25 protein-coding genes and 1 pseudogene are annotated in these 26,745 nt (G+C 39.3%); 21 read left to right on the top strand and 5 right to left on the bottom strand.

Annotated features, from left to right (window positions below; translation table 11 throughout):
* The first annotated feature begins 59 nt into the window (after positions 1 to 59).
* The 13 genes and pseudogenes from PBF_RS16470 to PBF_RS25905 all read left to right on the top strand — a co-directional run bounded on the left by PBF_RS16470 (position 60) and on the right by PBF_RS25905 (position 13,147).
* A complete protein-coding gene (locus tag PBF_RS16470) occupies positions 60 to 782 on the top strand; it encodes a hypothetical protein (protein ID WP_035331057.1) in 723 nt (240 codons plus the stop codon).
* A 5-nt stretch (positions 783 to 787) separates the two neighbouring features.
* On the top strand, positions 788 to 1,408 hold the full coding sequence (locus PBF_RS16465; RefSeq protein WP_035331055.1) for a class D sortase: 621 nt from the start codon (positions 788 to 790) through the stop codon (positions 1,406 to 1,408).
* Between the two features lie 187 nt (positions 1,409 to 1,595).
* Positions 1,596 to 2,339 (top strand): YveK family protein, encoded by a 744-nt coding sequence (locus PBF_RS16460; RefSeq protein ID WP_035331053.1) that lies wholly within the window; start codon positions 1,596 to 1,598, stop codon positions 2,337 to 2,339.
* Positions 2,340 to 2,388: 49 nt separating this feature from the next.
* Complete coding sequence (locus PBF_RS16455; protein ID WP_051488936.1) at positions 2,389 to 3,036, top strand: CpsD/CapB family tyrosine-protein kinase; 648 nt, start codon at positions 2,389 to 2,391, stop codon at positions 3,034 to 3,036.
* Positions 3,037 to 3,079: 43 nt separating this feature from the next.
* A complete protein-coding gene (locus PBF_RS16450; protein WP_035331049.1) occupies positions 3,080 to 3,844 on the top strand; it encodes a tyrosine-protein phosphatase in 765 nt (254 codons plus the stop codon).
* A gap of 98 nt (positions 3,845 to 3,942) precedes the next feature.
* Positions 3,943 to 5,763: a polysaccharide biosynthesis protein gene (locus tag PBF_RS16445; protein ID WP_035331047.1), complete on the top strand. Its 1,821-nt coding sequence runs from the start codon at positions 3,943 to 3,945 to the stop codon at positions 5,761 to 5,763.
* Between the two features lie 31 nt (positions 5,764 to 5,794).
* Positions 5,795 to 7,039 (top strand): lipopolysaccharide biosynthesis protein, encoded by a 1,245-nt coding sequence (locus tag PBF_RS16440; RefSeq protein ID WP_035331045.1) that lies wholly within the window; start codon positions 5,795 to 5,797, stop codon positions 7,037 to 7,039.
* Positions 7,033 to 8,337 carry an oligosaccharide repeat unit polymerase gene (locus tag PBF_RS16435; protein WP_051488924.1) on the top strand — a complete coding sequence of 435 codons (1,305 nt, stop codon included), beginning with the start codon at positions 7,033 to 7,035 and terminating at the stop codon, positions 8,335 to 8,337. Before PBF_RS16440 ends, PBF_RS16435 begins: the two co-directional genes overlap by 7 nt.
* Positions 8,334 to 9,485: a glycosyltransferase family 4 protein gene (locus PBF_RS16430; RefSeq protein WP_035331042.1), complete on the top strand. Its 1,152-nt coding sequence runs from the start codon at positions 8,334 to 8,336 to the stop codon at positions 9,483 to 9,485. The genes PBF_RS16435 and PBF_RS16430 overlap by 4 nt, the downstream gene beginning before the upstream one ends.
* Positions 9,482 to 10,738: a glycosyltransferase family 4 protein gene (locus PBF_RS16425; protein ID WP_035331040.1), complete on the top strand. Its 1,257-nt coding sequence runs from the start codon at positions 9,482 to 9,484 to the stop codon at positions 10,736 to 10,738. The genes PBF_RS16430 and PBF_RS16425 overlap by 4 nt, the downstream gene beginning before the upstream one ends.
* Positions 10,722 to 11,327: a sugar transferase gene (locus tag PBF_RS16420; RefSeq protein WP_035331038.1), complete on the top strand. Its 606-nt coding sequence runs from the start codon at positions 10,722 to 10,724 to the stop codon at positions 11,325 to 11,327. The genes PBF_RS16425 and PBF_RS16420 overlap by 17 nt, the downstream gene beginning before the upstream one ends.
* Positions 11,324 to 11,923, top strand: a pseudogene (locus PBF_RS25910) (acetyltransferase); the annotation flags it as partial. The gene PBF_RS16420 and the pseudogene PBF_RS25910, both read left to right, overlap by 4 nt.
* A 48-nt stretch (positions 11,924 to 11,971) precedes the next feature.
* Positions 11,972 to 13,147, top strand: a complete 1,176-nt coding sequence (locus PBF_RS25905; RefSeq protein ID WP_035331116.1) for a DegT/DnrJ/EryC1/StrS family aminotransferase — start codon at positions 11,972 to 11,974, stop codon at positions 13,145 to 13,147.
* A gap of 422 nt (positions 13,148 to 13,569) precedes the next feature.
* Here PBF_RS25905 and PBF_RS16410 read toward each other — a convergent pair whose 3' ends face one another.
* From PBF_RS16410 to PBF_RS16390, 5 genes are all read right to left on the bottom strand, one after another.
* Positions 13,570 to 14,175 carry a ribulose-phosphate 3-epimerase gene (locus PBF_RS16410; protein ID WP_051488923.1) on the bottom strand — a complete coding sequence of 202 codons (606 nt, stop codon included), beginning with the start codon at positions 14,173 to 14,175 and terminating at the stop codon, positions 13,570 to 13,572.
* A 42-nt stretch (positions 14,176 to 14,217) separates the two neighbouring features.
* Positions 14,218 to 15,573, bottom strand: a complete 1,356-nt coding sequence (locus PBF_RS16405; RefSeq protein ID WP_035331036.1) for a PTS galactitol transporter subunit IIC — start codon at positions 15,571 to 15,573, stop codon at positions 14,218 to 14,220.
* A 25-nt stretch (positions 15,574 to 15,598) separates the two neighbouring features.
* Positions 15,599 to 15,877: a PTS sugar transporter subunit IIB gene (locus PBF_RS16400; protein ID WP_035331035.1), complete on the bottom strand. Its 279-nt coding sequence runs from the start codon at positions 15,875 to 15,877 to the stop codon at positions 15,599 to 15,601.
* A 137-nt stretch (positions 15,878 to 16,014) separates the two neighbouring features.
* Complete coding sequence (locus PBF_RS16395; RefSeq protein WP_051488922.1) at positions 16,015 to 16,476, bottom strand: PTS sugar transporter subunit IIA; 462 nt, start codon at positions 16,474 to 16,476, stop codon at positions 16,015 to 16,017.
* A gap of 12 nt (positions 16,477 to 16,488) precedes the next feature.
* Entirely contained in the window at positions 16,489 to 17,259 is a 771-nt protein-coding gene (locus PBF_RS16390) for a DeoR/GlpR family DNA-binding transcription regulator (protein ID WP_051488921.1), read from the bottom strand.
* 290 nt (positions 17,260 to 17,549) lie between these two features.
* On the opposite strand from PBF_RS16390, the gene PBF_RS16385 reads away from it, so the two are divergent.
* The 8 genes from PBF_RS16385 (at position 17,550) to PBF_RS16350 (ending at position 26,594) form a co-directional block, all read left to right on the top strand.
* Complete coding sequence (locus PBF_RS16385; protein WP_051488920.1) at positions 17,550 to 18,302, top strand: DeoR/GlpR family DNA-binding transcription regulator; 753 nt, start codon at positions 17,550 to 17,552, stop codon at positions 18,300 to 18,302.
* 23 nt (positions 18,303 to 18,325) lie between these two features.
* Complete coding sequence (locus PBF_RS16380) at positions 18,326 to 19,861, top strand: FGGY-family carbohydrate kinase (protein WP_035331031.1); 1,536 nt, start codon at positions 18,326 to 18,328, stop codon at positions 19,859 to 19,861.
* 21 nt (positions 19,862 to 19,882) lie between these two features.
* The gene (locus PBF_RS16375; RefSeq protein WP_035331029.1) at positions 19,883 to 20,983 is read left to right on the top strand and encodes a M42 family metallopeptidase; all 1,101 of its coding nucleotides are present in this window, start codon (positions 19,883 to 19,885) and stop codon (positions 20,981 to 20,983) included.
* A gap of 37 nt (positions 20,984 to 21,020) precedes the next feature.
* On the top strand, positions 21,021 to 21,839 hold the full coding sequence (locus tag PBF_RS16370) for a BtpA/SgcQ family protein (RefSeq protein WP_035331027.1): 819 nt from the start codon (positions 21,021 to 21,023) through the stop codon (positions 21,837 to 21,839).
* Positions 21,840 to 21,932: 93 nt separating this feature from the next.
* Complete coding sequence (locus PBF_RS16365) at positions 21,933 to 22,964, top strand: autoinducer 2 ABC transporter substrate-binding protein (RefSeq protein ID WP_035331025.1); 1,032 nt, start codon at positions 21,933 to 21,935, stop codon at positions 22,962 to 22,964.
* 34 nt (positions 22,965 to 22,998) lie between these two features.
* Positions 22,999 to 24,486: a sugar ABC transporter ATP-binding protein gene (locus PBF_RS16360; RefSeq protein ID WP_035331024.1), complete on the top strand. Its 1,488-nt coding sequence runs from the start codon at positions 22,999 to 23,001 to the stop codon at positions 24,484 to 24,486.
* Positions 24,487 to 24,512: 26 nt separating this feature from the next.
* The gene (locus tag PBF_RS16355; protein WP_035331023.1) at positions 24,513 to 25,514 is read left to right on the top strand and encodes an ABC transporter permease; all 1,002 of its coding nucleotides are present in this window, start codon (positions 24,513 to 24,515) and stop codon (positions 25,512 to 25,514) included.
* A gap of 21 nt (positions 25,515 to 25,535) precedes the next feature.
* The gene (locus PBF_RS16350; RefSeq protein WP_081757302.1) at positions 25,536 to 26,594 is read left to right on the top strand and encodes an ABC transporter permease; all 1,059 of its coding nucleotides are present in this window, start codon (positions 25,536 to 25,538) and stop codon (positions 26,592 to 26,594) included.
* Positions 26,595 to 26,745: the final 151 nt, after the last annotated feature.

Genomic DNA, 26,745 nt, shown 5'->3' with positions numbered 1-26,745 from the left:
TTAACAAGCTCCAGGCAAGAGAATGGAGTTCAAGTAAAAGAGGATTGGAAGGTGACAAGGTGTTATTAAAAAATAAGCTTAAAAAGGGATTGAGGATCACAGCGCTGAGTCTCGGAATTACTGCCGTATCTGCCTGGCCAATGACAACGGCAATGGCAGACAGCAGCGCAGACACTCCAGCGCAGCAATTAGTTGATTCATTGAATGTAATGAAGCTTGATCATGTTGATTATTTGTATGCATATCTGCAATCAGTTGAACTGTCGGAAAATGAATATAGCCAGATAAAAGACAATACAGGCCGGGCAAATCAAATTATCCGGAATACCAGCAGTATAGACAGCCTGCCGAATTCAGCAAAATTGGAGCTTTTGCGTATCTTTATGGACAATATTAAGCTTCTTCAGCTTGATGCCAGGATGGTAGATGATTTCGGCAATGAAATTAATATTTTGAACTATGAGCCTGGAACTACTGGTGTAAAGATTCAGCTTCTTGACAGAGACGGAAATTTGCTTGCCATTATGGATCCAACAAGAGAAGATTTGTCCCCTGAAGTCCTGCTTGGCAAAATCAATGCATTGCTTGAGGCGGTTGAAGCCTTGAGAGAAATGAGTGAGACTGGAGTCTTTGTTCCAATGCCGGCGGCTGAATTGCCGAATACGGCAACTGCCCTGCCAAATATGATCATGCTTGGAGGTTTGCTCATTGCCATTGGCGGGACAGCTCTTATTCCTGCAGTCGCAGTTTCAAGAAAATCGAAGAAACCGGCAGAGGCATAAATTGAATGAAAAAGAAAAGAAAAAGGCGGAAGGTATGGAAGTGGATTCTGTTTGGTATTCCAATCTCTATCATCATTTTAGGAGTTGGGATTGTCGGTTTTTTTGGAATGGATTTGACCAAGCAGTCTGTCATGCTGGCCCGATCAGCAACAGCCGAGTATGAACCTGAAATGCCGCCAAAAAAATTCAAGCAGGCTTGGCCGGAGCTTCCTGCACCTGGTGAAAGTCTTGGGGAGCTTAACTTTCCATCCCTTGATTTAGCTGTGCCTGTGGTGCAGGGAACACATGATGAAGAATTGAAAAAGGGAGCCGGGCATTTTGCCGGCAGTGCCCTCCCCGGTCAAGGAGGCCATGTCCTATTAAGCGGCCACCGCGACACGGTTTTCACTAAGCTTCAGCACTTAAAAGAGGGTGATCAGGTGACCTTCAAAACTGAATACGGGGATTTTGTATATGAGGCAGTCAAGTTTGAAATTGTTCCTGCCGATGACATGACCGTTAATGTGGCAAAAGATTATGAAGCTCTGACGCTTACAACCTGCTATCCTTTTGATTTTATTGGAGATGCGCCTGACCGCTACATCGTGTATACCAAATTGGTTTCCATGCCTGAAATAGATACATGACTGTAGCTATGGGAGCTATGGAGAAAGGAGAATAGGGCAAAGCACTTGGCCTTATTCCCTTTTTCTTCTCATTCGTTATTTTGATAACCTTTATTTCTTTTATATCTCATTAGCTGGGTTTTAAACATTGTAATCGTTTTTTACATATACAAAAATACTCTGTGCTTCATTTTGTTAGGAGGAACCTATGGAAGAAACCATTAGTTTAAGAGAATTACTGCACACACTCAAGAAAAGAATGTTTTTAATTCTTTCTATTACTTTTACTGCTGTCCTCCTGAGCACTTTGTTCAGTTTATTTTTTCTAACGCCAATCTACCAGTCATCAACACAGCTTCTGGTCAACCAGGCCAAAAATGATCAGCCGGTCTTTAATCCAAGTGAGATCCAAACCAATCTGCAGCTGATTAATACGTATAACGTCATAATAAAAAGTCCTGCCATTTTGGATCTGGTTCGCCAGGAGCTGGACCTGGACTTATCAGCCGATCAGCTTGATTCAAAAATATCAGTGGCCAGTGAAAAAGAATCGCAGGTTATTGCCATTACTGTTCATGATCCTGATCCCTATACCGCCGCCGACATTGCCAATACCACTGCAAAGGTATTCCAGAATGAGATTGTCAATATTATGAATGTCGACAATGTCAGTGTGCTGGCAAAGGCATCGGTAAAGGAGAATGTTGCCCCTGTGAAGCCAAACACTCTTTTAAACGCTGTAATTGCTTTTATTGTCGGGTTAACGGTAAGTATTGGACTGGCATTTTTACTTGAATATCTTGATAACACAATTAAAAACGAACAGGATGTGGAACAAAGCCTTGAAGCTCCACTCCTGGGTGTTATTTCTGTTATTGAGGATTCCGGCAGGGAGAGAAGAGTGGAAAGGGCAGAGGGCATTAAAAAAACAGGCGGTGAGAGCATTGTTTAAATGGAAAGCCAAAAAAAAGACAGGGGAAAATAGCCGGAAGCTAGTCACCATGATAAACCCAAAATCCCCGATTACAGAACAGTACAGGACCATTCGGACCAATATACAATTTTCGTCAGTTGATAAGGAGATCAAGTCCATAATGGTGACTTCTGCGGGCCCTGGAGAAGGAAAGTCCACCACTGTTTCAAATTTAGCTGTTGTTTTTGCAAATCAGGAAAAAAAGGTGCTACTGGTGGATGCCGATTTACGAAAACCCACGGTGCATTATACATTTAACTGCAGCAATATTACTGGATTAACCAATGTACTGACAATGAAAACGTCAATGAATAGTGCCATTGTAGGAACAAACGAACCCAATTTGTCTGTGCTGACGAGCGGGCCTATTCCTCCCAATCCGGCTGAGCTTCTTGGTTCCTTAGCCATGCAGGAATTTCTTAAAGCGGCCTATCAGGAATTTGACATTATTCTATTCGATACACCGCCAGTATTGGCAGTTGCAGATGCACAAATAATGGCCAACCTTTGTGATGGAAGCATCCTGGTGGCTCGCAGCGGTGAGACAGAAATAGATAAGGCGAAGAAGGCAAATGACTTAATAAAGTCGGCTAAAGGAAAGATTCTTGGAGTTGTTTTGAACCATAAAAAATTGAAGGATTCTACTTATTACTATTATGGGGAGACAGATAAATAGAGCTGTTGCAAGTTTATTAGTTTCCAGGTAAGGAGGAAATCCTATGATTGATATGCACTGCCATATCCTTCCCGGTTTGGATGATGGTGCACGAGATATGGATGAAGCCATTCATATGGCGAATACTGCAGTTAAAGAAGGAATCAGTACAATCATTGCGACACCCCATCATAAGAATGGCCGATATGATAATAGCAAAAAGGATGTTGTTGGAAATGTTAAGGTGCTTAATGAAGTGTTAATGGCTAAAGGAATCCCATTGGAGGTTTTGCCTGGCCAGGAGTGCCGTATTTTCGGCGAATTCCTTGAGGAATATGAATCCGGAAACATCATGTCGCTTGCTTGTTCCCATTTTGTTTTGATTGAGCTTCCTTCAGGCCATGTGCCGCGATACACCGAACGCCTGCTTTATGATATACAAATGAAGGGTTTGACGCCAGTCATCGCCCATCCGGAACGGAATTCAGAGCTTACGGAGCGGCCGGAATTACTATATAGCTTAGTGAAAAATGGCGCGTTATCCCAGATTACTGCTGCCAGTGTGTGCGGTTATTTTGGAAAGAGCATCAAGAAGTTCTCACGGCATTTAATTGAAGCAAATCTGGCACATTTAGTTGCATCAGATGCCCATAATACGGCCAGCAGGTCTTTTTGTATGGAAGAGGCATTTCAAATAATTAATGCTAAGTATGGCGTTGAAATGGTTTGCCTGTTAAAAGAAAATGCAGAGCTGCTCGTTAGAGGACAAACTGTAATGAAAGAAATTCCCGAGAGAATTCAAAAGAGAAAATTTCTTGGATTGTTTTAATAAGTCATTAAGAATCAGGTTTCCCATAAGTACAGGAAATGCATCGGAAAGGCATTGATGAATTGCTTGTAAAGCGTAATAAAAAGGAGGATTGCGAATTGACCTATCAAAAACGGCTGACACTGCTGATGTTTCTGGATTCCGTCATCGTATTAGGTGCTATTTACCTTAGTGTGTTAATGCTGGTTCCAGCCATTCGGATCTTTCATTCAGAAACCCTATTGGTCAGCTCGATCACACTGCTGCTGAGCCACCATATTTTCTCCTTTATGTATGGGCTGTACAACAAAGCCTGGGAGTATGCAAGTACAGGTGAATTGCTGACGATTACTAAGGCAGTAAGTTTATCGGTTATTTCGACTGCATTTATGCAGCAGATTCTCGTACAGGATGTTTATTTCAGGGCTCTGGTGCTGACATGGATGCTTCATGTTCTGCTGATTGGCGGTTCCAGGTTTTCATGGAGAATCTACAGAGATAGGTATATTAAGCCAAAGACAACCCAGCAAAGGGCTTTAATTATTGGTGCAGGTGCAGCAGGAACGATGCTTGCCCGTCAGCTGCTAAAGAATCGTGAAGCAAGCATCATGCCGGTTGCATTCATAGATAATGATCCGCAAAAGCATAAGTTATATATACACGATATACCCGTTGTTGGATGTACAAAACTAATAAAAAGGACGGTTGAGGTATTAAAAATAAGTAAGATCGTAATTGCCATTCCGTCCCTGAGCAAAGAGGAAATGAAGCGAATATATGAGGAATGTGCAGGAACAAATGCCAAAACGGTCATTATGCCAATGGCAGAAGACGTATTGCTTGGCAAAGTATCTGTTAATCAGTTCCGTGATGTTCAGGTTGAGGATCTGCTGGGACGGGAGCCGATTGAACTTGATATAAAAAGGATTTCCAAAAAGCTCACAGGGAAGACCATTATGGTAACAGGCGCAGGCGGATCGATTGGATCTGAAATTTGCCGCCAGGTATGCAGGTTTAAGCCGAAAAAGATTCTTCTGCTCGGGCATGGAGAAAATTCGATCTATCAGATTGACATAGAATTAAGGAGCAAATATAAAGAGGAAATTGGAATGGTACCGGTGATTGCGGACATACAGGATAGAAACCGGATCTTTGAGGTGATGGAAGATCATAAGCCTGATGTCATCTATCATGCTGCTGCCCATAAACATGTGCCTTTGATGGAATATAATCCAAAAGAAGCTGTGAAGAACAATGTTATTGGAACAAAGAATGTAGCAGAAGCTGCTGACACTTATGGTGTTGAAACTTTTGTGCTTATTTCTTCAGACAAAGCTGTTAACCCGACAAACGTTATGGGATCGACAAAGCGAATTGCCGAAATGGTTATTCAGGAGCTGGACAGAAACAGTGCTACGAGGTTTGTGGCCGTCAGGTTTGGAAATGTGCTGGGGAGCAGAGGCAGTGTGATTCCTTTATTTAAGAAGCAGATTCAGTCCGGCGGGCCAGTTACAGTCACTCACCCGGAAATGACCAGATACTTTATGACGATTCCGGAAGCATCACGGCTGGTCCTTCAAGCAGGTGCCCTGGCAAACGGAGGCGAGATTTTTGTTCTGGATATGGGTAAGCCTGTCAAGATTGTGGACTTGGCGCGAAACCTGATTACCCTTTCAGGCTATAAAGAAGATGAAATTGAGATTCGTTTTTCAGGCATTCGTCCAGGTGAAAAAATGTATGAAGAGCTGCTTGGCAAGAATGAAGTGCATGAAGAGGCTATTTATCCTAAGATCTTTATTGGGAAGGCAGTTCATATTAATTTCGGCCGGGTGACTTCATTAATAAAAGAATATGATTCTTATAATGATTCAGTACTGGCAGATTATGTTCTTTCCATAGCAAATAATAAAGAGCCGCTGTTAATGACAAGTGTTAACTAGATCGGCCCTTTCCGGAAAAGGGCGGTATAAAATGAAAAACTTATTAAACCTGATAGGCGGGAATGTAGTTTCCCACCTGATAACTTTTGCAGCTGCGCCTCTTATTACAAGACTTTACTCTCCCGGTGAATTGGGAGATCTATCAATGATGATAGCAGCTCTAGCCATATTAAATGTTTTTTCTACATTGAAATTTGAACTGGCTATTCCTTTGGCAAAAAATAATAAAGACACAGCGAACCTATTGGTCATTTGCTTCGCTGCTTTACTGGCAACTTCAATCATATACCTATTGCTTGCAGTCGGATTTGCTTTATTAAGCCCTGGGAACAGTTTAGGTATGGCCGTTTTATTATTTCCCATTATGCTTTTGGGAGAAGGTCTTTTTACGATTGCAGTCCATTACGGATTAAGGTTCAAAAAATATAAACATATTTCATTAATAAAGGTGAATAAAAGCATCATAATGAATTCAGGACAAATTGGATTCGGCTTAATAAGCAGCAGTTCTTTTTCGATAATAATGGGAGATTTGATGGGCCGGCTGCTGGGTGCAAATAAAATGTTAATGGACATGAAAAGCTATATAGCTTCCCATAAAGCATTCATTAGCAAAAACAGCATGAAAAAGGTTGCTGTTGAGTTTAAAAATTATCCATTAGTTTCTTCCTTCTCTTCCTTTTTAAATAGCATATCCTTACAGGCTTTTCCGCTCATGCTGGGAGTTTTGTATGGTTCAGCCTCTTTGGGGATTTATGCACTGTCCCAGAGGATCCTAATTGGGCCGCTATCATTAGTTTCGCAGGCTTTTTCACAGGTTTTCCTAAGTGAGGCAGCGGAAAACATCAGGAATGGAAGCACCAGGGGACTAGTAAAACTCTTCATGTATACTGCGGTAATATTGCTTCTGTTTGTATGCATCATTCTTTCTATTTTCCTTTTATGGGGAGAGGAAATTATTAATCTCGTATTTGGTTCTGATTGGACCGGATCTCATGACATTATTAAATATATGAGCATCATGATCCTGTTTCAGTTTGTAGCAAGCCCTTTATCACAAACATTAAATCTGCTGAGTAAACAAGCATTTCAATTTTATTGGGATTTAGCGAGATTTATCATCATCAGCTTATTTTTGCTCGTTATTTATTTGTTTGGAGTTGGATTTTACCTGACAATTTTCATCTATAGTGTACTAATGGCCATTATGTATATCACTCTATTTGGGATCATTATCAAACAATTATTCAGTCTTGAAAAGAGGAGCATATGCTAAAAAATAAGATTCTGCCGTTTACAGCATCCGTCATTGCTTATAAGGCATTATGTGATTATTTCTATATAAATTTTGTTGCTGAGCTATTTTTCTATGATGGCTATTATGTAAATATCAATTACCTCAAATATATAGAGACATATTTGCTTATTATTTTTTCGGCGTGCATTCTATACGCCTCCTTAAGAAATTACACGGGGCCGAGCAAGATCATTCTTTATATATTTTATCTAAATTTAATTATCCCCCTCATATCTATATATGCATTGGAAGACCAATCGAGAGTGTATATCTATACGATTATGCTAGGATTTCTTCTTACATTATCTCTGACCAGAACCAGGAAGGTCAGGCTTCCGGCCGTTCAAAATGGGAAGCTTCTGTTAACCGTTTTCTTTGCCTTAATGACAACCTATGTTTATGGATATTTAATAGCTACTGGCGGGTTATCCAGAATGAACTTTGACCTGAGCTTGGTATATGAAACAAGAGCTCAGTATTCCAGTACTGCCAATGGCTTGTCTTCCTATTTAATTCCCTGGCAGGCGTATGGGGTTAATAATATGATCATTGCCCTGGGCATCATCTTCCGCAAGCGGTTTTTATTGCTTCTGGGTCTTGGCCTCCAGCTATTATTGTTTGGAATGATAGGGCAAAAAAGTTTTTTATTTGCCCCAGTGCTCGTCATTTTCCTGAGTTACTTTTTAAAAAAGAAATTTATTTACAATAACATCATGACATTGATTGCTATTGGATTTTCAGTTATTACGCTCCTTGGCTTTCTGCACTACAAGTTTACCAGCGACCCGCTGATGGGATCCATTTTTATAAGGAGGCTGCTTTTTACTCCTGCAAAGCTGCATTACATCTATTATGAATACTTTTCAGAGATGCCTAAGATGTATTTATCCCACAGCTTTTTCTCGTCCTTTGCGGAAAATTCATATAGGATGGGGCCGGTAGAAGTAATAGCGAATCAAATATATGGCAGAGATTTTAGCCCGAATGTGGGCTTTTATGGGGATGCGTACCTGAATTTTGGCTTAGGAGGAATCCTTTTTTATTCCATTATTCTGGGGATTATTCTAAAACTGCTGGATGGAATTTCTTTAGGCCTGCCAAAGAATATTAGTATAACCATCGTCATTATACCGTTTATGGCCATGCTAAACTCAGCTCTGCCAACAAGCCTTGCGACGCATGGCATATTGTTTTCTCTTTTTTGCTTATGGATTTTGTCAGGAATATTAAAGCAGTATAAGCCGGTAATAGAAATGAATGGAGGGATGGGGAAATGAAAGTTTGCCATATTACCACGGTACATCCATATAAAGACATAAGGATTTTTATAAAAGAAGCCAAATCCCTTCAAAAAAATGGTTATGAAATGCATCTAATCGCGCCAAATGCTCCTTCTGCCATCATTGATGGTATACAAGTTCACGGAATTAATCTGAAAAGGGGAGAAAGGCAAAATAGACTTGGCCGGATGATAAAAACCACCAATCTCGCCTATAAGAAAGCGATGGAAATTAACGCTGACTTATATCATTTTCATGATCCTGAATTAATTCCTGCCGGCCTGAAATTAAAGAGGCAGCAGAAAAAAGTCATCTATGATGTTCACGAAGATGTTCCCCGCCAAATACTGCAGAAAAATTGGATACCAAGAATATTAAGAACAACAATTTCCGGTGTTTTTGAAGAATACGAGACAAGGGCAGTGAAAAAATTGGATTTTGTTGTAGCTGCTACCCCTTTTATAAAGAATCGATTTACTTCAATTGGATGTAATTCAATAGATGTTTGCAATTATCCGATACTTTCAGAGTTTGGTCATGGACATTCTGAAGAAACGGTGAAGGAAAATGCTGTTTGTTATATTGGGGCTATATCGAAAATAAGGGGAATTTTTGAAATGGTTGATTCTATGAGCCTAGTACCCGATGTTCACCTGTTTCTGGCTGGGAAATTTGCATCTGATACCGAAAGGGAATTGGTGAAACAGCGTAGCGGATGGAAAAAGACATCAGAAATGGGATACCTCGAACGTGAAGAAATACGGAGTGTGCTTTCCAAATCTTTAGCAGGTTTAGTGGTACTACATCCCACTATTAATTATAAAGATGCCCTGCCTATTAAGTTATTTGAATATATGGCAGCAGGCATCCCTGTTATAGCTTCAGATTTTCCGTTGTGGAGGGAAATTGTAGAAAAGAGCGATTGCGGTATATGTGTAAATCCTTTAAATCCCAAAGAAATTGCGGATGCCATTCAGTTTTACATCGAGAACCCTGGAGAGGCTGAAAGAATGGGGGAAAACGGGAGAAGGGCAGTGGAGCAGATATATAATTGGGATTTGGAAAGCAAAAAGTTAGTTTCGCTATATCGGACTCTGCTTCCGGAGAATCGGGTTGTAAAGAACAGGGATGAGGTTTTAGGATGAATATCTGGATATTTAATCATTATGCTGCCGCTCCCGCACATGTGGGGGGAACCCGGCATTATGACCTTGCCAGGCATTTACTCGAAAAGGGGCACGATGTAACCATTTTTGCCTCCTCATTTAACCATTTCTCAAAAAAAGAAATGATTTTTAAAGATAATAATAGCAATTTTCAATTGGACACAATCAATGGGGTCAATTTCATATGGGTTAACACTCCTTCCTATAGAGGCCTCTTAGGAAGAGCCAGAAATATACTGAGTTATACAATTAAAAGCTTTCAAAGGGCGAAAAGGGATTGTGGAATGAAAAAGCCCGATTTAATTATTGGTTCAAGTGTTCATCCGCTGGCTGCTGTTATAGGATATCTTTTAGCGAAAAAAGCGAAATGCCGTTTTTACTTTGAAGAGAGAGATCTCTGGCCTCAGACGTTTGTGGATTTTGGGAAAGTATCCGCTAAAAACCCCCTTGCTGTAGGGCTCTATAAATTTGAAAAGTTCCTATACCAAAAAGCGGACAGGGTTATCGTCCTGTTTGATAAAGCTCAGAATTATGTCCGCTCAAAAGAGACCGACCATAACAAGGTTATCTATCTTCCGAATGGAGTTGATCTATCAAATTATAAAAAATTAAAAAGATCAGATTCTGCTGATCGCATTTTTAAAAGTTTAGAAGATAAGTTTGTGATTGTCTATACCGGATCACATGGAATAGCCAATCATCTGGAACCCGTCATTGAACTGTTTTTCAGATTGCAGGATAATCCCAGGCTTCATCTTTTAATGGTTGGAGATGGTGCGAGAAAGAAGGAATTAATCGCGCTTGCTAACGAAAAAAGAATGAAAAATATCACTTTTGCGGATTCCATTCCGAAATCTGAGATACCTTATTTATTAAATAAAGCGGATATGAGCATTATTTCTATAATGGATTCTCCTTTATACAAATGGGGATTCAGCATGAACAAAATCTATGATTATATGGCTGCCGGGCTTCCTCTCGTTATGATCGCAAACCCCAGTAATGCAGGTTCGCTGCTGGAAGTTCCTGGTATAAAAGCCAGCAATGTACTGGAAGAAAATGAACGAGCCATCAGCCTTTATTTCAATAATCCGGACACGCTTAAACACGATAGCAGGCTATTAAAAGACTATGTGAGAAAGCATTATTCCTGGGAAGTGCTATCAGACAAGCTGGAAAACTATATCTATCAAGATGTTGATAAGGAGGAAGCAGATGAAAAGATTATTTGATTTTAGCTGTTCCTTGATTGGCTTAATCATCCTATCCCCTCTTTTATTAGTTGCTGCTTTGCTTATTCGGGTGAAATTGGGATCGCCAATTCTCTTCAGGCAAATGAGACCAGGATTGTATGGAAGACCATTTTTTGTCTATAAATTCCGCACAATGACTGATGAAAGAGATGAAAATGGAAACCTGCTGCCGGATGAGGAAAGGTTAACCCCGTTTGGGCAGTGGCTTAGAAAATTCAGTATAGATGAATTGCCTCAGTTATTTAATGTATTGAAAGGAGATCTTAGCCTGGTGGGTCCCCGCCCATTATTAATGGAATATCTAGAGCTGTATTCACCTGAACAGGAACGCCGCCATGAAGTCAGGCCAGGCATCACAGGCTGGGCTCAGGTTAATGGACGGAACACTATTTCATGGGAGGAAAAATTCAAATTAGATGTATGGTATGTGAATCATCAATCTTTTTTTCTTGATATAAAAATAATTTTCCTGACTGTTTATAAAGTGTTCAAGCGGGAGGGAATCAGCCAGCAGGGGCATGTGACAATCGAAAAATATTCTGGACAAAAGGCAGGAAAGTCATTATGAAGCCAATTGCCATAATTGGTGAAGGTGGCCATAGCAAAGTCATCAGGGATTTAATTAAATTAGCAGGAGAATACGAGATTATTTGTATTCTGGATGATAAGTATGATGAGCCAGTCCATATGAATGGAGTTACCTTTGCTCCAGTCTCCTATGCTTCCCAGCTGATTGCCGAAGAAAATCCTTATTTTTTTATAGCTATTGGAGATAATGCTGCCCGGAAGAAAATAGACGAAGAGCTTTTGAAAGCAGGTGCTCATTTTGCAGCACTTATTCACCCTTCAGCTGTAATAAGTCCGTCGGCAAAAGTGGGGGCTGGGACAGTCGTCCTGGCTAACAGCGTTGTGAATGCGGATGCAGTCATCGGCAGACATGCCATTATAAATTCCTCATCAGTAATTGAGCACGATAATAGGATTGGTGATTATGCGCATATCTCTCCAGGGGCTATATTAGCAGGGAATGTTCAGGTTGGAAATGGCACACACATAGGAGCAGGGGCTGCTGTTATTCCGGGAGTGAAAATTGGAAAGTGGTCAATTATTGGTGGGGGATCTGTGATAATCAGGGATCTTCCAAGCAATGTTACTGCAGTGGGTGCACCTGCAAAGATAATCAAAAATCAAAAACAAAATGAGGTGAAACGCATGGCAGAGCCATCAAAGATTTTTCTTTCTCCTCCTCATATGAGCGGGGAGGAACAGAAATACATAAATGAAGCATTTGAAACAAATTGGATTGCCCCCCTTGGACCCAATGTGGATGCATTTGAAAAAGAGCTTGCCGAATATGCGGGGGTCCGTGATGCGGCTGCTGTCAGCTCGGGCACAGCTGCTATTCACTTGGCTCTGCGCCTCCTGGATGTAAAGCAGGGGGATGTGGTATTCTGCTCGGCGTTAACCTTTGTCGCAAGTGCAAATCCAATCTTATACCAGGGAGCCGAGCCGGTTTTTATTGATTCTGAACCTGACTCATGGAATATGTCACCTGATGCACTAGGGAGGGCAATGATCAGAGCCGTTAACGCTGGAAAACGGCCAAAGGCAGTGATCATTGTAAATTTATATGGGCAAAGTGCAAAAATGAATGAGCTGCTGGCCATTTGCAATCAATATAATGTTCCAGTAATTGAGGATGCGGCAGAATCACTTGGAGCAGAGTATCAAGGCAAAAAAAGCGGGACGCTTGGCAAGTTTGGAGTGTTTTCCTTTAACGGTAATAAAATTATTACTACATCAGGCGGAGGAATGCTCGTTTCGAATGATGAAGAAGCTCTGCAAAAGGCACGCTTTTTGGCCACTCAGGCACGAGACCCAGCTGCCCATTACCAGCATAGCCTGGCAGGGAATAACTATAGAATGAGTAATATATTGGCCGGAGTCGGCAGAGCCCAGCTAAAGGTGCTTGACGAGAGGGTAAGAGCAAGACAGGAAGTATTTAAACGCTACAAAGAGGCATTAGGTAATATAGAAGGCATCACATTTATGCCCGAACTCCCAAATACGATGCATAACAGATGGCTGACTACACTTACAATTAATACTAAAATCCTCGGTTTAACACCTATAGACATAATTAATTTTCTTGCTGATAAAAATATTGAAGCACGTCCAGTGTGGAAGCCTCTGCATCTTCAGCCGCTATTTAAAGGAGCAGAATATTTCCCTCACACATCCACAAGAAGTGTTTCAGGTGAGCTCTTTCATTCTGGAATCTGTCTTCCTTCAGGTTCAAATCTTTCGGAAGAACAGCAGGCGAGAGTTATTGAAGGTGTGATAAGTGTCTCTCAGAGTCAATTGAAGTTTACTTCACGGAAGGGCTGAATATAGCGTTTCACTAGTTAAATGGAATAAGTGGAAAAAAGTGTAATGTTTTTTAAAAAGGGAAGTAAAGAGCTCAGCTGCAGATATTTCGGCTGGGTTCTTTTTTGTCTTGAAAATTTGAAAATAGTGAAAAAATATCTCCCTGATAATTAAAAATCGTATATAATATCACAAACATTGGGGCGGTTCTGCTGCTTCCTTAGAAGTAAAACTCTGTAGAGAGAAATCTTAACAGGGCTTTTCTTTTTGCGAGGAACCGAATCCGTTCCATTTACAAGAATTCTGTCCCTGTGCTTTCATCAATTTGTCGATTGGTGGAATGATGATCTCGTTGTCTATACACTTTATATCAACAAGGCAGCTATCTAAGTGGATAGCTGCCTTGTTTTCAAATAGATTCCTATCTATACAAAAGGCAAAATTTACTTTCCAAATATTTGCCTTCCCATAACAGCGTGACTCACCCCAATTGCTTTAAGAGAGTCTAGCTTATCATAAGTGATAGCCCCATCCACCCAAATGTCGGTTTTCTGGTTAAAACTCCGGACAGTATTAATTTTTTCTGCCATTTCAGGGATGAACATCTGGCCTTTCCCATCAGGTTCAGCTGTCATTATGAGAACACCATCAACATTATTTAACAAATACTTATACTGATTCACTAATGTCGACGGGTTGAATGCAATGCCGCATTTAATACCCTTTCTCCTGACACGCTGGATAATATCGCTCATATAGTCAACTGACTCAACGTGTATAAAAATGATACTGGGGTTTAATGAGAAGATGTCTTCTAAATATCTATAAGGATCATTAACCATTAAGTGAAAGGAGAAAGGGAGAGATGTTATGGATCTTAGTGATTTAATAGTCTTCATGCCAAAAGTAATGTTAGGGATAAAGTTTCCATCTTCAATATCTATATGAAGATCTTGATAAGAGTGTTCGATGCGTTTTACTTCCTTTTCCAAACACAACTGATTAGCTGAAGCAATTGATGGAGATATAATCATCTGTTTTTTCTGCAATGCTTATACGATCCTTTCTCTATTATCAATGCTGTGGCAACATCATTGTCCTGCCTCTTCTTGTGCTTCCTCTAAATTCTTGCCTTTACGGAAGAAATACAGCATTCCTCCTGTTAAAAGGACAATCAGGATGGCGCCAATAAACTTTAACTTTGCAAACATTAAAATCACATATGCAATCCAGTTGCCTGCTGAAAGTGCTGTGATTTTAGCAGCACCTTCTGGGAATTGGAATCCAGTATTCATAGCTGTTTCGGTAATAATTGGTGCGAAATAACTGGCGAATGCTAATACAACTCCCATCACGATTGTTCCGCTTATTAATGTTCTGAAAAAATCTCCTTTGTGAATGGGAGTAGCCATTGCTATAAAAAAGGCGGTGGCGGCCAAATCGCCGAATGGCAATGTAGTATTAAAGGGAAGTACCATTGCTAGAATAAGTGCTACAGGTATTAGTAAAATTCCAACTGTGATTGTATTTGAATGGCCGAGGAGAACTGCTGAGTCTAAACCAATATAAAATTCAGAGCCTTTAAAACGTTTTTGCATGAAGGATTTGGCTCCATCTGAAATCGGAATCAAACCTTCCATAATGACTTTAACCATTCTAGGTAATAGGAGCATTAGTGCTGCCATAGCAATTCCAAGCTCAGCGGTTTGTTTTAGATCATATCCAACTGCGATTCCGATGATAATACCTAGAACTAGACCTATCATTAATGGTTCGCCCATAATTCCCAACTTCTTGTTAATGGCTTCGCTATCAACTCTTCTATTCTTGAATCCGGGTAATCTATCGTATATTTTGTCTAATAGCATATAAATGGGGACTGTAGTGATCGCAAACCCTTGAGGAATTGAGACTCCAGGAAGACCCAGCTCATCTTGTACTCTTTTAGCGGAAATATCAGCAATTTTTAAAGCAATGACTGCGTGGGCAGCAGCACCTAGTAATCCGTACCAAAAGCTGCCGGATATGGTCATAATGACCCCGCCGGTAAAAGCAAAGTGCCAGTAATTCCATATATCAATATTGACCGTTTTTGTCTGTTTCGTGATGAGCATGAGGATGTTGACTAGTATAATGAAGGGGATGATGACTACTCCGACTTTGGTAGCAAAAGCTAGCCCTGCTGCTGCTGGCCATCCGGCATCCACAACTGAAAGGTTTAAGTTGAATTTTTCAATAAGAATAGTGGTGACAGGCCCAATATAATCCCAAATCAAATTTAATACGAGATTTAAGCCGATGAATCCTATCCCGACCATGACTCCTGCGCGTATGGCTTTTAATATACTTAATCTAAATAAAAGCCCAACAATAGCGATCATGACGGGGATCATAACAATTGAACCAAGATTGCTGATGTAATCAAAAAGATTAACAATTAAATCCATAGAAGTTCCCCTTTTCTATTAAAATTTAGGAGTTTAAATGACTCAATATCAAGCTTTCGGTTTCCTCTTGCCCAACTCCGGTAATAAAAGACACTGCTGTAATAGAAGGGATTTCAAAGTTTTTATTCAATTTCATCGATGTGACAATAAGGTCAGCATATTTCGTATGACCTTCAATTTCTCCAAGGTTACATTGGATAATTTTTGCTCGAATTTGATGATTCTTTAATAGGCTGTTTAGTCTATCAACAATAAGAGTTGAAGTAGCAACACCTGCACCACAGGCAACTATGATTGTCTTCATATATTAATCACCTCCCAATAACAAGGTCTATAGCAATTACAATTATGTTTTCTCAAAGATGATCTATAAATAACCCATAAGGGATTATCCAAATTTAAATTAGAATCACATCTTAAGAACGATAATATTAAAGATCATTAACTTCTGTTTCTTAAATAACGATAGAGCTCTTCGGGAGTAGAGGATGAAGTTAAATGTGATAGTGCTTCTTCATCTTGGAAAACCATCATTAATTCCTTTAATACATTTAAATGACCATGGGGATCTTTGAGAGCTAACATAAATACAAGATTGGTTTCTATCTTTCTTTGGGGATCTTCCATGCTGCAAAAGTAAACAGGCTCTTTTAGAACTCCTATAGCAATAATATTCCTGTTCACATGTTCAATGTCAGTATGGGGTATGGCGATTCCCGCTGATTTGGTTTGTAAGCCGGTAGGAGAGGTTTCTTCTCTCTGTAAAACAGCTTGTTTAAACGAGACATTCACTACTTTCTTATCGAATAAATAATCAGCGAGAATTGAAATTGCCTCCATATCTGTAGAAGCACTAACATTTAGAAAAATAAACTCTGGACTAATTAGATCTGAATGGTGCAAAATTATTCCCTCCTATTCCGCTATTAAAATTTCCACACCCTGTTCTTTAAACTGCTTCACTGAGATCTTTTTATGGATTCCATTATCCGTAATAATGAAATGAACAGCAGAAACTTCATCAATTTTCATGAAAGCAGCACAATTAAATTTACTGCTGTCAGCTAATAAAATTATGCTATTTCCTATAGTAAGCATTGTTTTTTTGATATTGGATTCATCGATATTTGAGTTAGTAATTCCATTTTGCAAATCGATTGCATCTGCACCAAGAAATACCTTATCAACATGTAATTGATTTAGAATGGATTCTGTTAAGGGGCCAATTAGGCTATATACTCCTTTACGCCTTTGTCCCCCTAGAACAACTAAGTCAATAGAATCATTCTCGGATAAGCACATTGCTATTTTTATATCATTAGTAATCACAGTGATGTTCTCAAAGTTCACAAGCTGTTTGGCCAACATTAATGTGGTTGTTCCGCTATCAAGGAGAATTGTTTCCCCAGGCTGCACCAGCTCTTTAGCTTTTATTGCTATACTCTCTTTTTCTGAGTAGGAGGTCTGTTCTTTTGTCATATGTGTTGGTTCAAAATTCGTACCTTTATGAATACTTTTGGCTCCTCCGTGAGTACGAATGATGGAACCGTCTTTTTCTAATTTTAATAAGTCCCTTATAATAGTAGGTTTTGAGACTTTGAATAAATCAATAAGTTCATTGGTTTTGACAAACCCCTGTTTGTTGATGTATTGAACGATTCTTTCGGTTCTTTCATCTTGAAGCATGAATTTCACTCCTTCTAATGAAAGCATATGAATCGAAATGATAAATAATGATAAGGGATGAGAAAATTATCTAGGAGGTAAGTTGTGTATAATTAAAATTCAGAATGATCAAGTAATGATCATTTGTGATCGTTCATATATTTAAATATAGAAAAATGATTATTTTTTATAAAAAAAGAGTCAATTAAACACGGTTTGAGGGTTTAATAATTATTTTTTAAAAATTTTCAGATAATTATTGATCATTTATGATCATTTGTGATAAATTAACTACAAGGAGTTTGATATAAATGCTTATTGGAAGACATAAAACAATCTTAAACCTTCTGGAGGATGTTTCTACACTTAATGTAGAAGACTTGGCGTTAAAGCTGAAGGTTTCTGAAGTGACTATTCGAAGAGATCTGTCGTTTCTTGAGAAACAAGGATTAATTGTGCGTGAAAGAGGAAAGGCGACTCTGCAGGTACCTGGGTTTGAGCCTTTGTATAATCAAAGGCAAAGGAAGCATATCGAAGAGAAAAGAAAAATTGCCAAATACGTGGTAGAGCAGATAAAAGAAGGGGAAGTAATAGCTCTGGATGTCGGAACAACAACAGCGGAAATTGCCAAGGAACTTTTAAAAAGATCAAATATAACTATTTTTACATCTTCCCTGCAAGTCGCGAACATACTTTCACGGAGCAGCAGTCTTGAGGTTTACATGATTGGCGGTTTAATTAGGAAAAATGAGATGTCTCTAATTGGAAGTATGGCTCTTGAGACAGTCAAAAAGTTTAACTTTGATAAGTATTACTTCGGTGCTGCCGGGATGGAATTTGAATCTGGACCAACTGATTACAGTATAGAAGAGGCTGAAGTTAAACGTGCTTTTATATCACGGTCAAGGAAAGTCATTGCTGTAGTAGATCATTCAAAGTTTATGGAAAAGGCGCTAGTGAGATTATGTGATTTTAATCAGATCGATGAAATAGTAACGAATGCAAGAGAAAGTCACCCATTACATCCTGGTTTAAAAAATATCACGAATGTCACCTTCGTCTAATATATAAAGAGGTGGTGTAGCGGTTGTCCTACGTTATGGGAGTTGACATTGGAACCTACGAGTCAAAAGGCGTTCTTGTAAATCAAGCAGGAGAAATAATGATTAGTTATGCTGTACCTCATCGGCTTGAAATACCATACAAGGGCTGGGCAGAACATGATGCACATCAAAATTGGTGGATGGAGTTTGCGGAAATCAGCCATACTCTCCTAACCAGGGGGGAAATTGAGCTTGGGATACATGCTTCTGATGTTAAGGCAGTAGGAATAAGTTCTATTGCTCCAGCCGTTGTACCTGTGGATTCAGAAGGGAATCCTTTAAGGAAGTCAATTCTTTACGGAGTGGATACAAGGGCTGGGCAGCAAATACTTCATTTAAATGAGCGAATTGGGAAAGACAAAATTCATAGTATCACTGGCCATAGTCTCTCTTCTCAATCAGCAGGGCCGAAGATATTGTGGATAAAGGAGAATGAGCCGGAAGTCTATAAAAATACCCGGACATTTCTTTGCGGTTCAGGGTTCATTGTATATAAACTAACTGGGGAAAAAACAATAGATCATTATACCGCCGTATCTTATTCACCTCTTTATGATATCCATAAAAAAGACTGGAATGAAGAAATGCTTCTGCACATTACTGAAAGGGATAAACTGCCTAGATTAGCTTGGAGCTGTGATATTGTGGGGGAGGTTACGAGGGAAGCTGCCAATATTACGGGGCTGCAAGCCGGAACGAAGGTTATCGCCGGAACAGCGGATGCTTTATCAGAATCTATTAGTGCAGGAGCGGTAGAAGAAGGTGATTTGATGCTTATGTATGGGAGTTCCACTTTCTTTATTCTTGTTACAGGCTTATTAGCTCAATCAGAAAAACTCTGGCCAAATTTACATGCAGTTCCAAAGTTAAGTACCCTAACAGGAGGCACGGCAACTGCAGGTTCCCTTACCCGCTGGTTTATTGATCAATGGAGAGACGAAAGTGGAGTGAATTTTAATGAACAATCAGCTATGAGTATAAGTGAAAGTTATCGGTATTTTACAGAACTGGCAGCTAAAAGTCCTGTTGGATCAAATGGCCTTATAACTCTGCCGTATTTCAGCGGCGAGCGCACACCTATTCATCATTCAAATGCCAAAGGTGTATTTTTCGGCTTAACTCTTCAGCATTCAAAAGGGGATATGTACCGATCCATTTTAGAAGGAGTAGCTTGTTCTATTAGGCATAATCTTGATGAAATGTTAAGAAGCGGATTTAAAATAAACCGTATATTCGCAGTTGGCGGGGGAACAAAGAATAAGCTTTGGCTTCAGTGTGTAAGCAATATTTGTGGATTAACTCAGATTGTGCCGAAAGTTTCGATTGGGGCTGCTTATGGAAATGCCTTTTTATGCTCGCTTGCATTAGGCTGGAATGAAAGAATAGAAGAAATGGAAAAATGGGTGTCAGCAGATTACGAGGTTAGGCCAGAGCCAGATAAAGAACAGGTTCTTGAAGGTACTTACAAATTATATAGGAAACTATATGAGCAGACTAGGGATCTCATGGACATTTTGTAACTTGAAAAAGGAGGTTGAATAATGGAACAAAGACTTGAAGATATGATAGAAAGACTAAAAGAATTAACATCAATTATTGCTCTGTCGGGTTATGAAGATTCAATGATCAACTATGTATCTGAGAAATTGGCTCCTTTAGCAGAGGAATTAAGCATTGATCCACTAGGAAACGTAATTGTCCAGATGAACAGGTCAGAGGATAACAATCCATTTAAAGTTCTGGTCTTCGCCCATATGGATGAATTAGGGCTTGTTGTGAAAAAAATAGAAAAAAATGGTTATCTCCGGCTTGAGCGATTAGGGGGTATTCCTGAGAAAAGTCTGGCAGGTACACCTATTATTATAGAGACAGAGAATAAAACCTGGCAGGGGGTCATCGGAGCAAAATCTCATCATGTGACAAAGCATGATGAAAAATACCGTGTTTTGCCTGTAAATGAAATATATGCTGATTTTGGGTTCCAATCAAGCAGTGAAGCATTGCAGGCAGGAATTGATATTGGTACGCCTGTAGCTTACGCAAGACAATTTTTTAATAATGAAACTTTGGTTTTTAGTAATTCTCTCGATAACCGGGCAGGGTGTTTATCATTGCTTGAATTGGCAGATCGTATGAAAGATAAAGAGTTTCCTTGCGAAGTTTACCTGGTGTTTTCAGTGCAGGAAGAATTTAATTTGAGGGGGGTGCTTCCGGCTATAAGGAAAATAAAACCTGATATCGGAATTACATTGGATATCTCTATTGCAACAGACACCCCGGATTTAGGAAATGAGGGAAATGTTCAGCTGGGAGGAGGGCCGACTATTGGGTTATATACTTTCCATGGACGAGGCACATTAGGTGGAGTAATTCCTAATCCAAAATTTGTAAAGTATATAAAAAATATAGCAAATGAAATGAGCATGCCACTTCAGCCAGCAGTTTGCATGGGGATACTTACAGATGCATCATTCAGTCAACTGGAGAATGATGGGTTTCCAATCGTAGACTTGGGTTATCCAGCCCGCTATTCTCACTCTCCAATAGAAGCAATAAACTTAAAAGATGTAGATCAGTTAACAGATTTACTTGTAAGCATTTTACATTCGCTAGATGGCACAAATAAGTTTGCAAGAGGATAGAATATCAAGTTTTATCAACGACAAGGGGGAATTTATTATGACATGGTTAAATGAAGTAATCGGAACAGAAAAGGCTATTATTGCTATGTGTCACTTGCAGCCTTTGCCGGGAGATCCGCATTATGATAAGGACAGAGGAATGGACTATGTGGTTCAAATGGCGCGTAGAGATTTACATGCTCTTCAAGAGGGCGGCGTTGATGCTGTAATGTTTTCCAACGAATTTAGTCTTCCGTACTTAACAGACGTGAAAACTGAAACAGTCGCGGCAATGGCAAGAGTAATTGGAGAATTAAAATCTGAAATTAAAATCCCTTTTGGTGTCAATGTCTTATGGGATGCGAAAAAGTCGCTTGATTTAGCTGCAGCTACGGATGCACTATTTGTCAGGGAAATCTTCACAGGTGTATATGCAAGTGATTTCGGAACTTGGGATACGAATGTAGGAGAAACCATCCGCCACCAACATCGGATTGGTGCAGAAAATGTTAAGCTTCTTTATAATATTGTACCGGAAGCGGCCAAATATCTTGCTGATCGGGATATAGAGAGTATTGCGAAATCTACAGTTTTTAACAATCGTCCGGATGCTCTTTGTGTTTCTGGTATGACAGCAGGTGCTATGACAGACTCTCAAACGCTGATGAAAGTGAAAAAGGCAGTTCCGGAAACTGTTGTTCTTGCCAATACAGGAGTCAGGATTTCAAACTTGGAGCAGCAGCTGACTATTGCTGATGGGGCAGTGGTAGGAACGACTTTTAAGGTTGATGGGAAATTTGAAAATATGGTGTGCCAGGAGCGGACAAGAGAGTTCATGGATAAGGTAAAAGAATTTCGTGCAGCAAAAGTTTACTGAAAATAAAAATAATTGCAAAACATCTTTAGCTTATACTAAGTGATTGTCTATATTGAAATATTTTAGTAGCAAAAAACAAGGGGGAATTTGTCAATGAAAAAAGCAAGTTATTCTATCTTAAGTATGCTGCTTATCCTTACTTTAATTCTCGCCGCCTGTGGAAATAACGGAGAAGAGCAAGTTACAGGTGAAGAAAAAGATGGTGATGGCAAATATAAGATTGCCACAGTTGTTAAATTGACTGGAGTTGCCTGGTTTGACCGTTTAGAAGAGGGCATAGAAAAGTTTGGGGAAGATACTGGACATGAAACTTTTATGCAGGGGCCGCAAAAAGCAGATGCAGCTCTTCAAGTGCAAATAATTGAAGACTTAATAGCGCAAAAAGTGGATGCCATTACAGTAGTTCCATTCTCGGCAGAAGCGTTAGAACCGGTATTGAAAAAAGCAAGGGACAAAGGAATAGTGGTAATTACCCATGAAGCAGATGGAATGAAAAACACTGACTTTAATATTGAAGCTTTTGATAACTATGAATACGGCGCCTTTTTAATGGATAATCTCGCTGAAGCCATGGGAGAAGAAGGCGAATACATGACAACAGTTGGAAGTTTAACAACTCAATCCCACATACAATGGGAAGAAGGCGGCTATAAACGGCAATTGGAGAAATATCCAAATATGAAAGCGGTTGCCAGGAAGCTGGAAACAAATGATGACCTTAAAACAGCGAGCGAAAAGTTTAGAGAGACTATAAAGGCATATCCTAATTTAAAAGGCTTCCAGGGTTCTTCCGGTAATGATGCCGCAGGAGCTGCACTGGCAGTAGAAGAGATGGGGCTGAATGGAAAAGTGAGTGTTGTTGGAACAAGTGTTCCTTCGGTTAGTAAACAATACTTAGAGAGTGGAGCCATGTCACAAATTGGGTTCTGGGATCCTGCTGATGCCGGTTATGTGATGAATAAACTTGCTGAAATGGTACTGGATGGAAAGAAAGAGGAAATTAAAGAAGGGGCAGATCTTGGTGTGCCAGGATATGAAAATATTAAAGTTGTGGATGGAAAATATATCTTTGGCAGTGCATGGGTAGGCGTCGGGAAAGAAAATGCATCTGACTACAACTTCTAAAATCCGCTTCTGGAATAGGAAGGATGATTAAGGAATGGAAAGTCCGCTTATTCAATTGGAGAATATAACGAAGTCCTTTGGTGGAGTTAAGGCATTAAAGGGAGTCAGCCTGACAATTCAACCCGGAGAAATCCATTGTTTGGCAGGTGAAAATGGCTGCGGGAAATCAACGTTAATAAAGGTCATGTCCGGTGTGCATACACCGGACCATGGCCAAATTTTTATCAATGGCAAGAAGTATAAACATTTAAGTCCATTAGAAGCCATTAAAGAGGGAATTCAAGTAATCTACCAGGACTTTTCAATATTCCCAAACTTAACAGTAGCTGAAAATATAGCTTTGGGCAGTGAACTTTCTGCTAAAAGAAAAGTAGTCAGTTGGCCAAATATGAGGCGTATTGCAAAGGAAGCACTGAGTAAAATAAATGTGGATCTTGAGTTAAACGAAAAAGTTGAAAATCTATCTGTTGCAGATAAACAGTTAATTGCTATTTCAAGGGCACTGATGCAGAAGGCAAAATTAATTGTTATGGACGAGCCGACTACCGCGCTTACACATAAAGAGGTTGACGCGCTATTCAAAGTAATTAATGGATTAAAACAGGATGGCATCTCTGTATTATTTGTAAGCCATAAGCTTGAAGAGATTTTTGCAATTTCGGAACGCATCACGATCCTGAGAAATGGCTCCAATGTAATTTCAGAACAGGCCAAAAATATGGATACAGAGAAATTAGTTTATCATATGACTGGCAGAAAGCTGCAGGATAAATACTATGATGTTGATGTCAAAAATAAGGTGCCAATTCTAAGAACAGATAAATTTGGTTTAGATCATTCCTTTGAGAATGTCTCAATCGAAATTTATCCTGGTGAAATAGTGGGGCTTACTGGTTTACTAGGTTCAGGGAGGACTGAGCTCGCTGAATCATTATTTGGATTATTGCCAGCAACCAGTGGAAGGGTTTTTATAAATAGCAAAGAAATTAAGATAGATTCAGTGCAAAAAGCGGTAAAGGAAAAAATTGTATACGTACCAGAGGACCGTCTTACTGAAGGTCTGTTTTTAGAACAATCTATAGAGAGAAATATTATTGCAAGTACAGTGGTTAGTCTCTTGACCAAATTAAAAATGTTAAATCAGGACAAAATAAATCAATCCGTTGAAAATTGGATTGACAAACTAGGGGTTGTTACACATTCCTCCAAGCTTCCGGTCAAAGCACTATCAGGAGGGAATCAGCAAAAAGTTGTATTAGCAAAATGGTTATCCAGCAATCCAAATATTTTAATATTGAATGGGCCAACTGTCGGGGTTGATATTGGAGCTAAGGAAGATATCCACAATATCATAAAGGATTTAGCAAAGGATGGATTAGGTGTGCTATTAATTTCAGATGATCTGACTGAGCTAAGGCAGAACTGCAATCGTGTTCTGGTTATGAATAAGGGAAGAATATCTGGTGAGGTAAGAGGCAGAGATTTTAATCAGAAAACATGGTCAGAACTTCAAGAAGCTTAGAAGAGTTATCAGAAAGAAGGTGTTCTATGTATAATAAATTCTTTCAGACTACTGAATTTTATTTAATTGTAATTATTAGCTTACTGTTTTTGACGATTGGCAGCCAAAATAGTGCTTTTTTTTCAATAAATAATATGTTTGATTTGATTAGAAGCGGCATTGTTCCTGGAATCTTTGTAGTTTGTGCTTTGATTGTCCTTGTATCAGGGGGGATTGACGTATCATTTCCTGCCATTGCAGCATTTAGCATGTTTACTACCACCACGATTTTATCAGAAGCTGGTTTTAATGGTCCTATTATTGTTCCCTTTCTCATTGGAGGTGCAATAGGGTTTATTCTGGGAATTATTAATGCTGTTTTTATAGCTTTATTTAAGCTTCCCACACTTATTGTCACTCTTGGTACATCCTCATTATTTAGTGGTTTTTTACTTACGTTTATTGGAAGCAGCCAAATTAGCAATCTTCCAACTTCAATGCTTAACTTCTCAAAAATGCAAATTCTGAAATTTACTGATGAGACAGGTATTGTGGTAGGTCTCCCTATATCTGTATTAGTAACAGCAGGTATAGTGATTTTAGTCTCGTTATTATTGAAATATACGATGATAGGCCGTTCCATTTATGCCTTCGGAGGAGATCCGGCATCAGCAGAAAGAGTTGGTTTTTCACCTGTCTTTATTCAGTTTTTCGTGTATTCCTTTGTTGGAATGTTGTCCGGCATAGCCGGAATTATGCATACAAGTATGATGAGAAATTCTAATCCTGTGGATTTGATGGGGTCAGAGCTTTTGATCATAGCAGCAGTGGTCCTTGGGGGAACACGAATCTCTGGCGGGCATGGAACCATTAAAGGTGCACTATTAGGCCTTCTTCTTGTTATAACAATTCAAAATAGTTTAATTTTAATGGGAATTCCATCTTACTGGCAGCGATTTGTAATCGGAGCGCTTATTTTAATTGGAACTGGTCTTACAGCTGTTCAGGTAAAAAAGACAAATGCAAAGAGAAAATCGATATTAACATAAGCAGTACGTCAGGAGGTTATTATGTTAAATATTCCAAAGCCAAACCCTGGACCTTTAGAACCTGGCCAAAGAAAACAGTTGATTCTTCCAATTTTAAACAAAGACGGAAATTTAACACGTCTATTCTTTATTATGATGTTTGTTTTTATTTTAATGGGCAGCATTAGTCCTTCAACATTTCTATCCTTAGATAGTTTTATTTCGATGGCATACCAATTCCCTGTATTTGGAATTCTGTCTATAGCTATGATGATTACTATGGTGTCAGGAGGAATAGACCTTTCAATTGTCAGTATTGCGAACCTGACATCAATTCTTGCAGCTGGTATTATGGTGAAGTTTCTTCCTCCTGATGCGTCATTAATGACAAGTATACTAATTATTGCAGGGGCAGTAGCTTGTTCGGTTATCATGGGTTTACTATGCGGCTTGGTCAATGGGATCGCTGTATCATTAATTGGAATTCCTCCTATATTAGTAACCCTTGGGACAATGCAGCTGTTTATGGGAATTGCAATCGTAATAACAAAAGGCCAGGCAATTGTTGGACTGCCGATGTTATTTTCCGATATTGGAAATGGAAGTCTTGGGATTATCCCCTTCCCTCTGATAATGTTCATAATTTGTATCATCCTGGCCTACATTCTTCTTAACAAGCGGGCATTTGGCTTAAAGCTTCAATTAGTAGGTACCAACCCGGTCGCTTCTAAATACTCTGGCATTAGCAATTCAGTTGTTTTATTAAAAACGTATGCTTTCAGCGGATTATTTGCTTCAATAGCAGGATTGCTTATTATAGCAAGTACGAACTCTGCAAAAGCTGATTTTGGTACCTCATATATATTACAGACCATTCTTGTTGCCGTTATGGGGGGAGTAAATGTTAAAGGCGGATTTGGAAAAATATCCGGAGTAGTTATGGCAGTTTTAACATTGCAATTTTTATCAACCGGGTTAAATGCGCTGCATGTTGGGAATTTCTTCAAGGATTTTATTTGGGGTATAGCTTTACTTTTGGTAATGGTTATAAATGAAGTGAGTAATCGGATTAAAGAGAAGAAACTGGTTAAGCAAAATTAAATAAAACTTAAAAATAAAGGGGTTAGACCGGGAGAGCCAAATTTGGCTGTCTTGGCAGCCTCTTTTAATACATACATCGGGCATAGGCTTATCGGGAAGAAAGAACAAAAATGCTGCCTCTTGACTCAACAAAAAACCGATAGGAAACCTA

Source organism: Cytobacillus firmus DS1, assembly GCF_000565285.1.
Taxonomy (GTDB): Bacteria; Bacillota; Bacilli; order Bacillales; family Cytobacillaceae; genus Cytobacillus; species Cytobacillus firmus_A.
The sequence above is the reverse complement of the archived record's forward strand: the minus strand, read 5'-3'. Positions and strand labels throughout refer to the sequence as shown.

Bases quoted from the DNA above. Each gene is read 5' to 3' on its own strand.
- PBF_RS16465 (WP_035331055.1), top strand. From the start codon at position 788: ATGAAAAAGAAAAGAAAAAGGCGGAAGGTATGGAAGTGGATTCTGTTT.
- PBF_RS16460 (WP_035331053.1), top strand. From the start codon at position 1,596: ATGGAAGAAACCATTAGTTTAAGAGAATTACTGCACACACTCAAGAAA.
- PBF_RS16455 (WP_051488936.1), top strand. From the start codon at position 2,389: ATGATAAACCCAAAATCCCCGATTACAGAACAGTACAGGACCATTCGG.
- PBF_RS16450 (WP_035331049.1), top strand. From the start codon at position 3,080: ATGATTGATATGCACTGCCATATCCTTCCCGGTTTGGATGATGGTGCA.
- PBF_RS16440 (WP_035331045.1), top strand. From the start codon at position 5,795: ATGAAAAACTTATTAAACCTGATAGGCGGGAATGTAGTTTCCCACCTG.
- PBF_RS16435 (WP_051488924.1), top strand. From the start codon at position 7,033: ATGCTAAAAAATAAGATTCTGCCGTTTACAGCATCCGTCATTGCTTAT.
- PBF_RS16430 (WP_035331042.1), top strand. From the start codon at position 8,334: ATGAAAGTTTGCCATATTACCACGGTACATCCATATAAAGACATAAGG.
- PBF_RS16425 (WP_035331040.1), top strand. From the start codon at position 9,482: ATGAATATCTGGATATTTAATCATTATGCTGCCGCTCCCGCACATGTG.
- PBF_RS16420 (WP_035331038.1), top strand. From the start codon at position 10,722: ATGAAAAGATTATTTGATTTTAGCTGTTCCTTGATTGGCTTAATCATC.
- PBF_RS25905 (WP_035331116.1), top strand. From the start codon at position 11,972: ATGGCAGAGCCATCAAAGATTTTTCTTTCTCCTCCTCATATGAGCGGG.
- PBF_RS16405 (WP_035331036.1), bottom strand. From the start codon at position 15,573: ATGGATTTAATTGTTAATCTTTTTGATTACATCAGCAATCTTGGTTCA.
- PBF_RS16400 (WP_035331035.1), bottom strand. From the start codon at position 15,877: ATGAAGACAATCATAGTTGCCTGTGGTGCAGGTGTTGCTACTTCAACT.
- PBF_RS16390 (WP_051488921.1), bottom strand. From the start codon at position 17,259: ATGCTTCAAGATGAAAGAACCGAAAGAATCGTTCAATACATCAACAAA.
- PBF_RS16385 (WP_051488920.1), top strand. From the start codon at position 17,550: ATGCTTATTGGAAGACATAAAACAATCTTAAACCTTCTGGAGGATGTT.
- PBF_RS16375 (WP_035331029.1), top strand. From the start codon at position 19,883: ATGGAACAAAGACTTGAAGATATGATAGAAAGACTAAAAGAATTAACA.
- PBF_RS16370 (WP_035331027.1), top strand. From the start codon at position 21,021: ATGACATGGTTAAATGAAGTAATCGGAACAGAAAAGGCTATTATTGCT.
- PBF_RS16365 (WP_035331025.1), top strand. From the start codon at position 21,933: ATGAAAAAAGCAAGTTATTCTATCTTAAGTATGCTGCTTATCCTTACT.
- PBF_RS16360 (WP_035331024.1), top strand. From the start codon at position 22,999: ATGGAAAGTCCGCTTATTCAATTGGAGAATATAACGAAGTCCTTTGGT.
- PBF_RS16355 (WP_035331023.1), top strand. From the start codon at position 24,513: ATGTATAATAAATTCTTTCAGACTACTGAATTTTATTTAATTGTAATT.
- PBF_RS16350 (WP_081757302.1), top strand. From the start codon at position 25,536: ATGTTAAATATTCCAAAGCCAAACCCTGGACCTTTAGAACCTGGCCAA.